The sequence below is a fragment of the Pseudomonas sp. NBRC 111143 genome (genome assembly GCF_001320965.1).
GTDB classification, from domain to species: Bacteria; Pseudomonadota; Gammaproteobacteria; order Pseudomonadales; family Pseudomonadaceae; genus Aquipseudomonas; species Aquipseudomonas machongensis.
On record NZ_BCBT01000011.1, the window covers coordinates 15061 to 28255 of the forward strand.

At 61.0% G+C, this 13195-nt stretch carries 16 protein-coding genes and 1 pseudogene; all 17 read right to left on the reverse strand.

Going from position 1 to position 13195, the window contains the following annotated elements; translation table 11 throughout:
- Nucleotide 1 precedes the first annotated feature (1 nt).
- Nucleotides 2-601: a hypothetical protein gene (locus APH44_RS30055; RefSeq protein ID WP_054892270.1), complete on the reverse strand. Its 600-nt coding sequence runs from the start codon at nucleotides 599-601 to the stop codon at nucleotides 2-4.
- Nucleotides 601-1185, reverse strand: coding sequence for a hypothetical protein (locus APH44_RS08595; protein ID WP_054892271.1), 585 nt, complete (start codon nucleotides 1183-1185; stop codon nucleotides 601-603). The genes APH44_RS30055 and APH44_RS08595 overlap by 1 nt, the downstream gene beginning before the upstream one ends.
- A gap of 21 nt (nucleotides 1186-1206) precedes the next feature.
- The gene (locus tag APH44_RS08600; RefSeq protein ID WP_082420952.1) at nucleotides 1207-4266 is read right to left on the reverse strand and encodes a phage tail tape measure protein; all 3060 of its coding nucleotides are present in this window, start codon (nucleotides 4264-4266) and stop codon (nucleotides 1207-1209) included.
- 552 nt (nucleotides 4267-4818) lie between these two features.
- A complete protein-coding gene (locus tag APH44_RS08605; protein WP_054892273.1) occupies nucleotides 4819-5082 on the reverse strand; it encodes a hypothetical protein in 264 nt (87 codons plus the stop codon).
- Nucleotides 5083-5114: 32 nt separating this feature from the next.
- Entirely contained in the window at nucleotides 5115-5462 is a 348-nt protein-coding gene (locus tag APH44_RS08610) for a phage tail assembly chaperone family protein, TAC (protein ID WP_256216602.1), read from the reverse strand.
- Nucleotides 5462-5746, reverse strand: coding sequence for a phage tail tube protein (locus tag APH44_RS30355; RefSeq protein ID WP_256216603.1), 285 nt, complete (start codon nucleotides 5744-5746; stop codon nucleotides 5462-5464). The genes APH44_RS08610 and APH44_RS30355 overlap by 1 nt, the downstream gene beginning before the upstream one ends.
- Nucleotides 5747-5874: 128 nt before the next feature.
- Nucleotides 5875-6187 (reverse strand): annotated as a pseudogene (locus tag APH44_RS30360) (phage tail tube protein); the annotation flags it as partial.
- A 64-nt stretch (nucleotides 6188-6251) separates the two neighbouring features.
- A complete protein-coding gene (locus APH44_RS08620; protein WP_054892276.1) occupies nucleotides 6252-6620 on the reverse strand; it encodes a DUF3168 domain-containing protein in 369 nt (122 codons plus the stop codon).
- Nucleotides 6617-7102, reverse strand: a complete 486-nt coding sequence (locus tag APH44_RS08625; RefSeq protein ID WP_054892277.1) for an HK97-gp10 family putative phage morphogenesis protein — start codon at nucleotides 7100-7102, stop codon at nucleotides 6617-6619. The genes APH44_RS08620 and APH44_RS08625 overlap by 4 nt, the downstream gene beginning before the upstream one ends.
- Nucleotides 7095-7433, reverse strand: a complete 339-nt coding sequence (locus APH44_RS08630) for a phage head closure protein (protein WP_054892278.1) — start codon at nucleotides 7431-7433, stop codon at nucleotides 7095-7097. The genes APH44_RS08625 and APH44_RS08630 overlap by 8 nt, the downstream gene beginning before the upstream one ends.
- Nucleotides 7430-7747 carry a head-tail connector protein gene (locus tag APH44_RS08635; protein ID WP_054892279.1) on the reverse strand — a complete coding sequence of 106 codons (318 nt, stop codon included), beginning with the start codon at nucleotides 7745-7747 and terminating at the stop codon, nucleotides 7430-7432. The genes APH44_RS08630 and APH44_RS08635 overlap by 4 nt, the downstream gene beginning before the upstream one ends.
- Nucleotides 7740-8165 (reverse strand): HeH/LEM domain-containing protein, encoded by a 426-nt coding sequence (locus tag APH44_RS08640; RefSeq protein ID WP_054892280.1) that lies wholly within the window; start codon nucleotides 8163-8165, stop codon nucleotides 7740-7742. Before APH44_RS08640 ends, APH44_RS08635 begins: the two co-directional genes overlap by 8 nt.
- Before the next feature lie 39 nt (nucleotides 8166-8204).
- Nucleotides 8205-9407, reverse strand: a complete 1203-nt coding sequence (locus tag APH44_RS08645) for a phage major capsid protein (RefSeq protein ID WP_054892281.1) — start codon at nucleotides 9405-9407, stop codon at nucleotides 8205-8207.
- A 10-nt stretch (nucleotides 9408-9417) separates the two neighbouring features.
- Nucleotides 9418-10071 carry an HK97 family phage prohead protease gene (locus tag APH44_RS08650; RefSeq protein WP_054892282.1) on the reverse strand — a complete coding sequence of 218 codons (654 nt, stop codon included), beginning with the start codon at nucleotides 10069-10071 and terminating at the stop codon, nucleotides 9418-9420.
- On the reverse strand, nucleotides 10049-11260 hold the full coding sequence (locus tag APH44_RS08655; RefSeq protein WP_054892283.1) for a phage portal protein: 1212 nt from the start codon (nucleotides 11258-11260) through the stop codon (nucleotides 10049-10051). Before APH44_RS08655 ends, APH44_RS08650 begins: the two co-directional genes overlap by 23 nt.
- The gene (locus APH44_RS08660; RefSeq protein WP_054892284.1) at nucleotides 11260-11469 is read right to left on the reverse strand and encodes a hypothetical protein; all 210 of its coding nucleotides are present in this window, start codon (nucleotides 11467-11469) and stop codon (nucleotides 11260-11262) included. The genes APH44_RS08655 and APH44_RS08660 overlap by 1 nt, the downstream gene beginning before the upstream one ends.
- On the reverse strand, nucleotides 11466-13193 hold the full coding sequence (locus tag APH44_RS08665) for a terminase large subunit (RefSeq protein ID WP_054892285.1): 1728 nt from the start codon (nucleotides 13191-13193) through the stop codon (nucleotides 11466-11468). Before APH44_RS08665 ends, APH44_RS08660 begins: the two co-directional genes overlap by 4 nt.
- Between the last annotated feature and the right edge of the window lie 2 nt (nucleotides 13194-13195).

Sequence of the window (13195 nt, forward strand, 5' to 3'; positions counted from 1 at the left end):
GCTACTCGTAGCTGAAGGAAGGAGCGTCCTTGCTGGCACCCCAGTAGATAGGCCAGTCGGCCATTTGGGCGACGGCGTAGAAAAATCGGTCGTTCTGGTACCGAGCCCGGTGGTTCTCGTCAGTCCAGCGCTCGGTGCCGAGGCGGCTCCACTCGGCCATCCGATCGATGATCGGCACCTTGATGTGGTTACCGTCGCTACCGTTGCCGCTGTAGGCGAACTGAGCAGCGTCCATCCGCCCGCTGAACAAAATGTCGGCGGCGTACTCGCCCGTCTGGCTGAACACCACGAACATCAACTTGGCGTTGCGGCCACGGCAGCCCTTGAGGCTGGTCTCGGTGATGATCGTGGTGTCGAGGCCGCTGAGTGTCAGCTCGACGCTCATGGGCGAGCCGGAGCTACTGCTTTCTTGGGCCTGGCCAATCTCGCCGAAGTTGCCGACACCCAGGTAAGTGACGCCATCGATCACCATGTCCCCGGTGCCGGTGTGCGCGAAAACCATGCCGTCTGGAAAATCCAACTGGCAGGCCCACACCGCGGTGAAATTGCCTTGAGCGATGATGTCCACCACCCGCTGACTGAAGGGGAATGCACCCGCCATCAGAAGGCCTCCCGAAGTTCAAGTGTGAGGTTCGAGATCACCGGGCGCCGGGCAAGCGAATGGCTGTCGCTGGTCAACCGCATTTCTGCGAAAGGCGCCTTGTACTCAATGGCCGTGCCGGCGGTGATCGTTTTGCGGATCGGCTTGTTCACAGTCACCTGCACCTGACCATTGGCACCGGATACGGCGTCATCGACAACTTCGAACATGACGCCACCGATGGTGATGTAGTCGCCCATCGAGAAGACTTTGGCATTGGCGGTCACGCCCCCAATGCGCATCACCGACGACTGCGCATTGGCGGTGACCACCACCGGCACGCCTATGAAGTCAGCGCGGGTGCGCGTGAAGGCCGGAAGGTTGAACGTGCCGAACATCCCCTGCAGGCGCCCAATGAACGCCGTCAGCAGACGCTCCTGCTCGCGCGACAGGGCCGAGAAGGTCAGCTGGCACTGCCAGTACGCACCCGGGTAGCCGACGATCTGCTGAGCATTGGAGAGCGTCGAGGTGAACGCCCGATTGTTGTAGACGACCCCCCAGGTCATTTCATTCGGGCACAGGCCATCCGGCCATGCGATTGCCATGTGGTATCTCCTGGTGGTCACTTACCCCTTGCGCAGCATCTGCCGCGCTGGGCCGTTGCTCTTGAAGTCCTTGAGGACCATCTGATATCCGGCGTTGGCTCCCTGGGTGGCAGCCTCCCTGATCCGCGCCAGCGTGGCCTCATCTGCGGAGCCTTGGATTTGGAAGTGCTGCTGGATCGGAGGCATCTGGCTCCATCCCCCTGAGCCATTGTTCTGCTGGATATCGTTCAGGGTGCGGTCCAGCTTCGCGCTGGTGTTCGCGGTGGTGACCCGCTCACCCTTCTGCAGCAGCCAGGTGCCTTCGCGCGGGACACTGTCGATACCATCATGCGCCATGCCGACCAGCGACAGGCTGCTGGCCAACGCCGTGGTGCTGGTGATCGCCGCTGATGCGGGTGCGGCGTTCGCACCGAAGGAAGCCAGGGACGCCATCGCAGCCGCCGGCGCATATGCTGCAGCCATCGCGGTACCGGTCGCAGCCGCCAGCGCCGCCGAGGAAGCCGCCGCCGTGTCGCCGATCGCGGCGTTGACCGCCATCTGCAGGCCCACCTTCACAAGCATGTGCAGCAGGTCGTTGGCGATACCCTCAGCGAAATCGTTGAAGTTGAATTTGCCGGTCTTCACGAAGTTGACCAGCTCATCCTCCAGGCTGCCCAGGGCATTGCTGGTGACGCTGTACATCTGCGAGTTCAGGTCCATCGCGCTGTCGGCATAGTCCTGCCAAGCATCCTTGGCGCCGCTCAGCCAGTCGCCCTGCAGTTCATCCTGCTTGCGGTAGTAGTCCTCCTGGATCTGCATCCGCTCGGCCATGGCATCACGCAGCAGGGCCGTTTCCTTGTCGTAGCGCGCCTTGGCATCGGGATCGCCCAGCAGGTCCGCTTCCTTGTACTGCTTGTAGAGCTCGTTGCGCTGCTTGGCGAAGTCCTGCTCGATCGCCAGGTTTTCCCGCATGCGCGATCGCAGCTTCTCACCCTGGCCAGCGCCAGCAATCTCCAGCTCGAAGCCCTGGCGAACAATGGTGTTGCTGTCCTTGAGGTTGGCCGCGTAGGTCGCCAGCTTCAGGTCTTCCTGGTTCTGCTTCTGCAGCTTGATCTTGGCGTCGAGTTCGGCGGCCAGGCCTTCCAGCACCTTCTGGCGCTCGGCGCTGACACCCTTGAGCTTGCCGGTCTCCAGTTCGAAGGCGAGCTTGGCCACCTCGGTAGCCTTGCCCTGCTTGCCGGTGGTCTCGTCAATCAAGGCGATCTGCCGACGGTAGCTTTCTTCGGCGTCCACCCCGCGCTTTTTCAGCGCCTCGGCTGCTGATTTCGCACGCGACTTGGCGTCTTCCTCGGCTTTCTTCGTTGCCGCTGCGGCCTTTTCAATCGCGTCCAGGTTCTTCTGCTTCGCTACAAGCAGTTCACCCTCGCCATCCTTCAGCCCCTCAACGAATCCACCGCTGATCCTTGCTGCAAGCTTCTCGGCTTCAGTCCGCTTCCCCGCGACAGCGATCTGCTCGTCGATCTTTTTGGCCAGGTCGGTGTAGACCTTGGATCTTTCCGGGACCGTGTTTGCGTTCGTCGCTGCTGCAGCAGTGTTGGCGTTGAACTCATCGGTTAGGCGCTTGACCAGGCTGGCGGCATAGGACGCCTTCTCACCAGCCTCGGCGACAGCGCCAGACTGCGCCACCCATGCCTGGAGCGCCTCCGGCTTGAGCCGGAACCGCCGCGACAGATCTTCGATGACCAAGGACAATGGCTGCCCGGAAGCGTAGGCCTCATCGAACTCTTTCTTGATCCTGGGGAACAACGAACTACCCAGGTCACGGTTCACCCGCTTCATCAGCGTACTGTAGGCGTCTGCTTGGTCCTGGGTGGCCTTCTCGAAATCAGCCGTGTATTGAGCAAGCTGGGCCGCCTTCTGATCGCGCCCCAGATTTCTGAACTTCTCGGCAATTTCGTCCAGTGGGGTACCGATATCGACCAGGGACTGCTTGGCATCCTTCGTCTTTGTGGCGAAGTAGGTAAGCGCTGCGCCGGCGGCAATGATGATTCCTGCAGGTCCGCCAAGCAGCGCCATCGCTGCAGATGCTGCCCGAGCGGCAAGACTCACCGCAGTGATTCCAGCAGCGGCAGTGGCAGAAACCCCGGCCATTCTGGCCAGTGTTGCCTGATAACGAGCAGCTTCAACTTGGGCGGCGAGGAATGAAACGGCACTACTCGCCGCAGCAGCAGCTAGCCGAACAGTTAGCACCCCAGCCAAAACGACGGCAGCCTTAGCAGTAAGGTCGATCGCGTCCTTTGCCCCGGGCGATGAAAGAACATCGTTCAACGCATTAACGGCGTCCTTCGCGCTATTGAGGCTACCCTCGCCCGTGAGAAGCCCGGAAATGGTGTTCTGCAGGGCGTCCAGAGAGCCACCAAAGGTATCCCTGGCTGCCGCTGCAGCTCCCGAGTATGACTCCTCAAGGGCAGCCAGTATGATGCCTTGAGCGCCTGCAATGTTGCCGGTCGACTCCATGGCAATAGCCATTTTCTTCTGGTCTTCCGTGAAGCGAAAACCCTGCTTGCTCAGAGCAGTGAGGCCTTTGGATGGTACATCCAGCGCCCTGCCGATCGTTTCTGCAGCAGAAACTACCGTCACGCCGGTTCGCGCTGCCATATCCGCTGCAGACTGCAGAGCCCTATTGAACTGATTGCCAACCACCCCAGTGAAGGCAAGCAATGCGGTCTGCGCTTGGTTAATGTCACCACCCGAAAAGGTCGTGGCACGCTCCATGGCCGCAGCCATTTCGTTCAGCTGGTCTCGATTAAATCCGGCCGACTCTCCAGTCGACCGTAGAACCGCGCTGAGCTGAGACTGCTCTTGCTCTGCGTTTCGTGTTTCAGTAACGAACCGTCCAAAGATGCTAGCGACGGAGAGACCAGCAACCACGCCCGCAGCAACCTCGCCCAGGGCGCTCCAGGCGACCTTTGCTTGATTGGCCGCCTCTGCAATTTCCTTCGAGGACTTCTTGGCTGCACGGCCAGCCTGGTCGATAGGCCCGGTGAATCCACCAATCCGAGCAATCAAATCGAGGGTCAAGGTGCCAAGTGAGCCCGCCATAAATTCTCCAGGCAATAAAAAACCCGCCGTGGCGGGTTCGCGTTATGGACTATCTACACAGCGTGCCCCATGCGGTGGAAAAGGCAGATGATCCATCGTCGATCATCACTAGCCCCGATTCGTACGTGAATACGAATCTCTTTTCGCCAGCATAAGCACCGAATGAGTTTTTGGCATTTACTGAACCGCAAGCGACATTACGACCATCGCCGACCGAATACCTTTTCGCCTGACCGAATTTTGCGCTGCTAGGATCTTTCATGTTCGCGCGAACAGACGAGAATGCCAGGGACAGCACCTCCGAGTCTCTCGGCCCAGCAGGGGCTGTTGGCTCTCTATCAGGGGTAGATACAAAATAAACACCAGCTGCCACCGCCACTAACGCGCCAACGATCCAGGAGATCGGTAATGCGCGCGAGGACGCATTGCAACTTGGACAGTTCTTATCTGACGCGGGGTAGATTGCAGAGCACTTCCTGCACTTCAATGTCTTCATTGGCCTCGCTCCTAGAGAAACGTGCAAATCTACCATTGCATGCAGCTCCACCCAAATCACACCCAGCTTTCCATGGCCTCCTCCAGCGTCTCGACCCGTGGGTCCATGTGCGGGGCGAAGTCCTGCGGATACAGCTTCGGCGCCGACTCACTGGTCTTGCTGTTGAAGTAGATGGCCTGGAACTGGGCCAGAGCGACCTCTAGCCTCATCCCAGGGTGAAGCGATCCGCGCTTCTGCCGGAACTTCACCCAGGTCAGAAACTCGGGATAGGACATGTTCTCCTGCGCCTCGGCAATGGTGCGGCCGCCTATCCCGTTCATCACCAGCTCGCACCACAGTTCGTCGATCGGCTCTAGCGCTTCTTCTTTCCCGCAACGGTGCCGTTCTGCACCTCACCGATGGCGATCAGCAGCAGGTTGGTCAGGTCCGGATCGAGAGCGCCCTTCTCCGGATCGGCCTCGCCGGTGATGTCGTTCACGGTGAACACCGGCCTGCCCTCGGCATCGCAGATACTCGAGGCGATACGGCAGGCCAGCGGGTCGGCACCGCGGTGAGCGGCGATATCGCCAATCGCCGTCTGGTAGGACAGCGGCCGAACGTAGCAGGTGAACTTCTTGCCGTCCCACTCGATTTCCTTGGCCACCGGGCGGGCGGTGAAGGCCTTGGATTTCTTCAGGTTCGAGATGCTCAGTTCCATCATCAGGCCACCTTACGAATCCAGGCGGAGCCGCCCGAACGCTGGATCGCGACAGTGGACGCCACCACGGCGTTCAGTGCGAAGTTGAACGGGAAGTCGGCAACGTAGCCGGAGAATGTGAACCAGGTGCGCGATGGCGGCAGAACGAAGTCCGATTCCTGGCTGACCTCGGCCGCGCCAGCCGCACCAGTACCGGCGCCTCCGGTGAAGGTTATGTTCGGCGCGCTGGTGTAGCCGCTGCCTGGGTTGGTGATGTTGATGCCCACCACCTCGCCGGCATCGACCACGGCGGTCGCAGTGGCACCGGTACCGCCGCCACCGGTGATGTTGACGGTTGGCGCACTGGTGTACCCGCTACCGGCATTGGTTACGGTGATCAGCGCCAAGCTGCCAGCAGCGACAACGGTCGGGGCAGCAGTACCATCGGACCAGCCAACAGCCCAGCGCAGGGTGGTATCGCCGTCGGCCTCGGACAGCTGATGCAGGCGGATGTGACTCGGGCTGTTTGGGTCGGCGTTCAAGCCCATCGAGGCCTGGCCAGGAGTGCGCAGGCCCTTCTTGTAGCTGCGCTCCTTGGCGACGAGACAGCTGTCCTCGATCTGCTCGGACGGCGAACCACCTGGCTCGAAGGTGGTGGCGCATTCCACCTCCATGACGGTGTATGGCCCGGTACCGGAAAGCGGTGGCACCAGGGCGTAGATCTGGGTTCCTTGGGTAAGGATCGACATAGCGTTCTCCAAATGTCGGGCATAAAAAAACCCGCTCTAGGCGGGCCGGGTTCTTTGCAGCGGTTCAGCGGGGGACAATCCAGTCCACGTCGAAATTGGTCCGGAAGCTCTTCGTTGACGGGTCGCGGGTCTCGCCACCCCATCGTGTGACGTACGCCCGCAATTCGATTGCATCGCGGATGACATCGCGCACTTTGCGCACTGAGCCGCTGGTTGTGCCGTACACATCCACCTGCAGCGTGAAGCCATCCACATCAGGGCGGCCTGCCAAGTAGTTCTCCGGACTTCCCCGTACCAACTGCCATACGGCATATGGCTTGGCCACACCCTCCGGAGCCTCGCCAAACGGGTACAGGCGTAAGTTCACGCCAGCACCGAGCAGCGCGGTCACCGCTGGGTCTGCCGCGCAGATTTGCTCAATGGGTGGGGTCATGGGGTTGTAGCCTTCTTCGCAGCGCGCCGGATTGCGCGGTCGATAGCTTTCTCGTACTCGGAGATGAACGTGTTGGTGACCTGGCTGATGTTGTCGGCCAGCGCCGGGCGCATGAACGGCGCGGCCGCCATCTTCTCGGTACCAAACTCGATCAGGCGCCAGTGCGGCGTCGGCGCGTTCGGGCTGAGATCACCGCCATCCTTGAGCAGGGCGCCGTGCTGAACACCGATGCGGAACCCCAGGTCGCCAGAGGCCCGGAACAACCGGCCGTTCCAGCGCAGAGCGATGTTGTCGGAGATCGAGCGGCCGGTGTCCTTGTCGTCGATCCGCTCGGCACCTTCCTTGGCTTTTTCGACGATGACCTGGGCGGCCTTGCGCAGCGCCGCCCTTCCCCCTTTGCGCTTCACGTCGTAGCTGACTGCATCGAGCTTGCCGAGCAGGCTGTCCAGCCCGATCAGGCTGAACTCGATGGTTTCAGCCATCCTTCACCCCCTTCGCCACGAGGATTGTGAGGTATTCACGGCCAGAGTTCGGGTCTTCCAAAGGACGACCGACAATGCTGTACACCTCGTCCCGATAGGCGATGCGCATGGTGGGCAGCACGCCTGAGCGGTAACGTATGACAATCCGGGCGGTCGCCTCTGACTGTGCGGCCTGGGCGGCAATCAGGTCTCGTGCCGACAGCGGCGTAATCTGTGCCCACACCTTGGCAAACAACTGCCACTCGGGCTCGCCGATCTCCAATGTGACGGGGTCGCGTGGAGTGACCCTGTGCTGGATTTCGATTCGATGCCGAAGATCGCCGGCCCTCATACGTTCACCCAGCGGTGAGGACTCCACAGGGCCTGGGTAGCCATCGGAAGCTCGGTCGCGATGGTGCCGGTAACAACGGTCTCCCGGGTTGCGTACCAGTGCCCGATAAGCAATAGCGCACCCTGCTGGATCGACTTACGGAAGGACAACGCATTGCCTACGGGGTCAGGCAACGGCTCACCCTCTGCAATCAACTTGCGATTCGTCCACAGATCGAAGGTGCTGAGGGCCGCGTCGGTGTAGCCCTGGATCAGCATGTCCTCGTCGTCGCCATCGACCCGCAAGTGCGCTTTCACCACTTCGAGGTCAATCATTTTTTGGCACCAGGGCCTGAAGCGCTGGCTTCTTCGCGTCTGCGGCGAACTCAATCCCCTTCGCTGTGAGCCATTCCTTCAGCTTCGGGACGGTCATCTTCAGCGGATCGGTTTCGTTCTCGGCGCCCTTCTGCGAAAGGATCGCCGCGTCGATCTCCTCCTGTGAGCTGCGCGAGGAGTAGCCTTCGGGCGGATAGTTTGCCGCCAGGTAGCCTGCTTCCACAAATTCGGCCACGGTGGGACCGTCCTCACGAAGTACTTGAATGCGCTTCTGGTCGAGATACTCGGCCACGCCCAGGTGCTCGACTGCCACCAGAGCGCAACGGTCAGAAACATCCTGATCGCCCACCTGGATATCCACCACCTGGTTCCCGCCCACTGCGAACGGGAACGCCTTCTTCACGGAAATGATTGGCATAAATCCTCCAGAAGTGGGCGCCCGAAGGCGCCCGCTCGATCAGGCAGCGCTCAGGGTCAGAACCTTGATCGCCTGGGAGTCGACGAGCATGCCGCCGACGCGCTTGGTGGTGTAGAAGCCAACGTATGGCTTGTTGGTGTAGGGGTCGCGCAGGACACGGGTGCCGATGCGATCCACGATGGTGTAGCCGCGCTGGAAGTCACCGAACGAGATCGCGTTGGCGTCGGCCGCCACGTCCGGCACATCCTCGTTTTCAATGATGCCGTAGCCCAGCAGGGTGGAAGGCTTGTCCGCCTCCAGGCCAGGGCGCCAGAGGTAATTGCCCTGGCTGTCCTTCAGCTTGCGGACATAGGCCACGGTCAGGTTGGTCATCATGAAGCGGGCATTGGCGCGGTACCCGGCTTTCAGCGAGTGGATCAAGTCGATGATCTTGTCGCCATTGAAAGCGCCGGCGGTACCGGAAATCAGCTTCTGCAGCTTGCCGAACGCGCGGGTTTTGTCGTCGTCCAACACCAAGTCGTAGGCCAGAAAGCCTTTGGGCTTGTTCACGCCGTCGCCGCTGGTGAAGGCAGCGCCCTCCTTCTCCGTGAACTCGCGGGCTACCTCGGCGTTCAACCAGGCCTCAGCATTGAAGAAGATATCGTCGAGGCTGGTCTGGGTGGCCTGGGGGTTGGCGTAGATCTCGCCCATGAATGCCGAGATCTGGCCCAGGGTCGGGGTGCCCGTTCCTGGGCGCGGTGCAGTTTCGCCAACCCATCCGGAGCCAGCGCCGCCCAGGCTGACCAGACGCTTGTAGTCGGGCGTGCCGACAGTGATCTGGTTGCACACCTGGCGCATTGGCGAGGTGTCTTTCAGCAGCTCGATGATGCTGCGGTCCAGTTCTTCAGGGACCGCGTAGCCGCCGTCAGCGTCATTGCCGATCTGCAGCGCCTTGGCCTGCAGGTCACCCAGGCCGGTGTCGATGCCCTTGCGAACGAACTGCATGAAGGCAGCCTTGTGCTCACTGGCGGCCTTGGTGCCGGTGCCGTCCGGACGCTTCAGCGCGGCCAGCTCCTGCTCGAGCGAGGTCTTGAGCGCGTCGAGCTCGCCCAGCTTTTCGTTCAGGGTGTCGACCTGGCCGGAGAGCTTGCCCTTCTCGGCCTCCAGGCCGTCGATGCGCTTGTCGTTCTTTTCCTTGAACTCGTCGAACTTCTTGCCCAGCGCTTCGGCGACGTCGTCGATGTCTTTCTTTTCAACAGCCATGAGAGGCTCCTTACATTTTGTCCAAAAGGGATTTCAGTGATTGAAGTGCGTCATCGGCACCCGCCTCTCGCGGTGAAACTGCGCCGTAGCCTTTGGCCATGAAGGCCTTGGCTTGGGAGCCGGAAAACCCTACCTCTCGCAGGGCCCGCTCCACTTTGCTGGGCGGCGGGGTCTCGCCGCGGGCCAGCAGAGATTTCACGTCAGTGATCCGGGCTACGTCGTTGGCCGGGAAGGTGACCAGGGAGACTTCCCACAGGTCGATTGCCTTCAGCAGCCAAATGCCCTTCTCCTTGTCGTACTCGTAGTCGTCGAGCATGTAGCCGATCGACATGCCGGTCAGGCTGCCGGCCTTCATGTGGCCGTGCGCCCGCTTGGCCAGCGGATCGACCTCAGTAAGCAAGTTGCCTTTCACATACAGGCCGACCTCGTCCTCGCGCATCTCGGTGTAGACGCCGATCGGCTCGCTCATGTTGTGCTGCCAGAGCATGGCCGGTAGCCGGCCCTTCTCCTTCCACTTGGTCAAGCTCGCTGCGAAGGCCCCACGAACAACCACGTCGCCGTAGCTGTCCTCGACACCGAACACCGAGCCGTAGCCCTCGAACTCGCCGCTGTCGCTGACCGACTTGATGGTCAACGGCAGGTCAAGGCGCTGCTTTGTCTGCATCGTCGTCAGCCTCTGGTTTGGTCGTCATGTTCATTGGGGTCAGGTAAATGTCGCCGCCTTCACGGGGGTTCTCGTCCTCCAGCTCTCGGCAGTCGTTCGGGCTCAGGATTCCCCACTGAATGCCCTTGCCGTAGGAGTCGTAGCGCCCCTTGAGGTCGCCGCGCATCAAGGCGCCGGCGTTGAACTTGGCGTAGTGGGTGAGTCGATCTTTCTCGTTGAGCAGGCCAACCTGAATCCGGTGCTCGATGCGCGTGATGATCGGCACCAGCGAGTAGTTCACGAAGTTCATGCCCATCTGCTCAACGTTGTTGAGCGTCATCTTGTCCATGTTCGCCACTAGGTGCGGCGGCACGCGGAAGAGGCCGCAGAGCTGCGCCTCCGTCATGCGCTTCGACTCGATGAACTGTGTGTCCTGGGCGTTCAGGCTGATCGGTTTCCAGTCCAGGCCCATCTCCAGGATCATGGGCTTGTAGGCGTTTGCCGCCCCCATGTGCTCACCCTGGAACTCTTCCTTCAGCCTGGCGAAAGCCTCATCGGTGAGTTTCTCATCGGTGCGCAGCACACCGCTCGTTACCGCACCGTTGGTGAACAGCTTCCCTGCGTGAGCGTCCATCGCCTGACCCAGGCCGAGAGTCTGGCGGGCGTAGGCGATCGGGTTCAGGCCATTAAGGCCGTCCAGCGTGAACAGACGGACGTGCCAGATCTCTTTTTGCGTTAGGGTCTTCTGCCCAGTCTTGAAGTCGACCTTGTACTCAACCGTCCAGTCGTCGTTGAGCTTCGGCTGGACGATGTCAGGATTGAGTGGTAGCAGCTCAATCACATTACCGAGGGCCTCGACCTTGTAGGCGTAGAAGTTACCGCGCAAACATAGGCAGGCGACCAGCATTTCCCAGAACTCCTGGGAGGTCATGTACCCGTTCGGCGCCATGGACAGCAGCGGGTAAAGCCGGTGGCTGGTGGCCGGCAAACGTACCTTGCCCGTCTGTTTCATCAGACGGCACGGCAGCATGCCAATCGACTCGGCCAGCACGCGCACGCAGTTGAAGACCACCAACTGCTGCAGAGCGCTCGAGGTTGTGACGCGCTGCCCTGACGCTGTTTCGTAGCCCGCGCCAATCGCCTGGGCAAGTTTCTCCGGCGTGTCGATGGCCAGCGGATTGTTCTTTCTCCCAAGCAGGGCCTTAAACATCAGCTCCCTCCTCGGATTACGGCATAGGCCGACAGTGACATGAGGATTACCCCGCATACCGACAGCGCCACAGCCTCACCAAATCCAACCCATAGACCGCGCGCGAGCAGGCCAAAGCCGACCATGCCGACTACATCCGGCAGGCTTTCGCGCAGACGATCGAGGCCCGACACCTCATCTTCACGAGGCGTCTCTTGTTCAGGAGTCATAGGGTTCTGATTCCGTGCTTGGTTAGGTGGTCGGAGAGCGTTTCCTCCGGGTGTGCATTTGCGAGAATCCGACCGACCGCCATGATCAGCGCGACCGCGCCGTCGATCTTGTTGTCGTCGCCCTGTTTGATCGGACGGACTACGTCGTCGTTACCTGGCAGGTTCTTGCCGATCACGTTGCCGATACACCAGGTCATAATCGGGTTTCCGTCATGGTGGAAACGGCCAGCCTCGATGGCTGCCTCCAGCTCCTTCATGCCGTCGGACATGTTGGTGTAGTTCTGGGTGATGGTGATCGGGTTGAAACCTTCGTCGTCTAGGTCGTGGCTGAGACCAGTGGCGCCATGAGGGTCGATCGGGCTCTCCCTGATCGGCGCAAGCTTGTTGGCTTCCTTGGTGTCTTCGAGGATCTCCCGATAGTCCACCTCGGCGCCGGGCGTGGCCGTGAGGTGACCGGTGTTGACCCAGGCCTGGAAGCGCTCGGTCATGCGCTTATTGTCCACGTCGTTGGCCGTGTCTTCCGGCACCCAGAACGCCGGGGCCACGCTGTAGTAATGGGTCTTCCCGTCGATCTCCCGCCAGAACAGCCTGGCCCTGGAGTTCATATCGAGCTTGCGCGCCAAGTCAAAGCCGGCGATCCACTCCTGGCCCTCGAACTGCTCAAGCGTGAGCGTCTTGTCCTCGCACGCCTTCCATCTCTCCATGTTGAAGAAGCCAGACTTCGCGCTCACCCAAAGGTTGAGGTGCTTGGTCTTGAAGGTGTTGGTGAACCTGGCGGAGCGAATCGCCCGAGCCAGCTGACTCTCCAGATACTCTTGGAATACCGACACCCCCATACAGGGGTTAGCCTTGGCCAGGTTCTTCGGGTCGGTCCAGTCGTCACCTTCGTCTAGCGTCCAGATGTAGCCGAACAGTTCGTCGTCGGGCACCGTGCCGTTGAGCATTTCGATGACCTGGCGCCGCTTGTCGTAGCACGGCCCCTCGATATTCGCTCCGGCAGTGGTGATGATGAACATCAGCGGCTGTCGGCGTGCACCCATGCCAGTGAGCATCGTGTCGTACTGGGCCGCGCTGTCGTGCTCGTGGTATTCGTCGATGATCGCGCAGGACGGCGACGCACCATCACCGGGGTTGCCAATCAGCGGCTCGAAGCGGCTGCCGTTGGACGGGATGTTCAGGTTCGAGGCGTTGACCTCAATGCCTGCCGCCTCGATCAGCATTGGCGAGCGATTGACCATCAGGCGCGCCGGGCGGAACACTTCCCACGCCTGCTTCTCTGTTGTAGCGCCCGAGTAGACCTCGGCGCCGAACTCGTTGTCGGCAGTGAACATGCTGATGCCCACGCCAGCGGCGATCACCGACTTGCCGTTCTTACGTGGCACCTCCCAGTAGCTTTCGCGGAAGCGCCGATATCCGCCCTTCTTCCGGACCCACCCGAAGGTGCAGGCCAGACCGAACAGCTGCCAAGGCTCCAGGGTGATCAGCTGCCGCTTGAACGCCCACTCACCTTTCGTGTGTGGCAGCAGCTGCATCAACCGCAGCTTCTTCTCGGCCTTGGCCGGGTCGAACTTGTAGGGGTAGTTCTTGGAGCGACTGGCGGCTACGTCGTCAAAGTGACGCTCGATCGCCTGGTGGATGTAGCGACAGGCCGGGAACTTGCCTTTCAGGACGGACCTTGCCCACGCCATCGCCTTGTCGACGTTGGTGTACTTGGTCCTGGCCATTG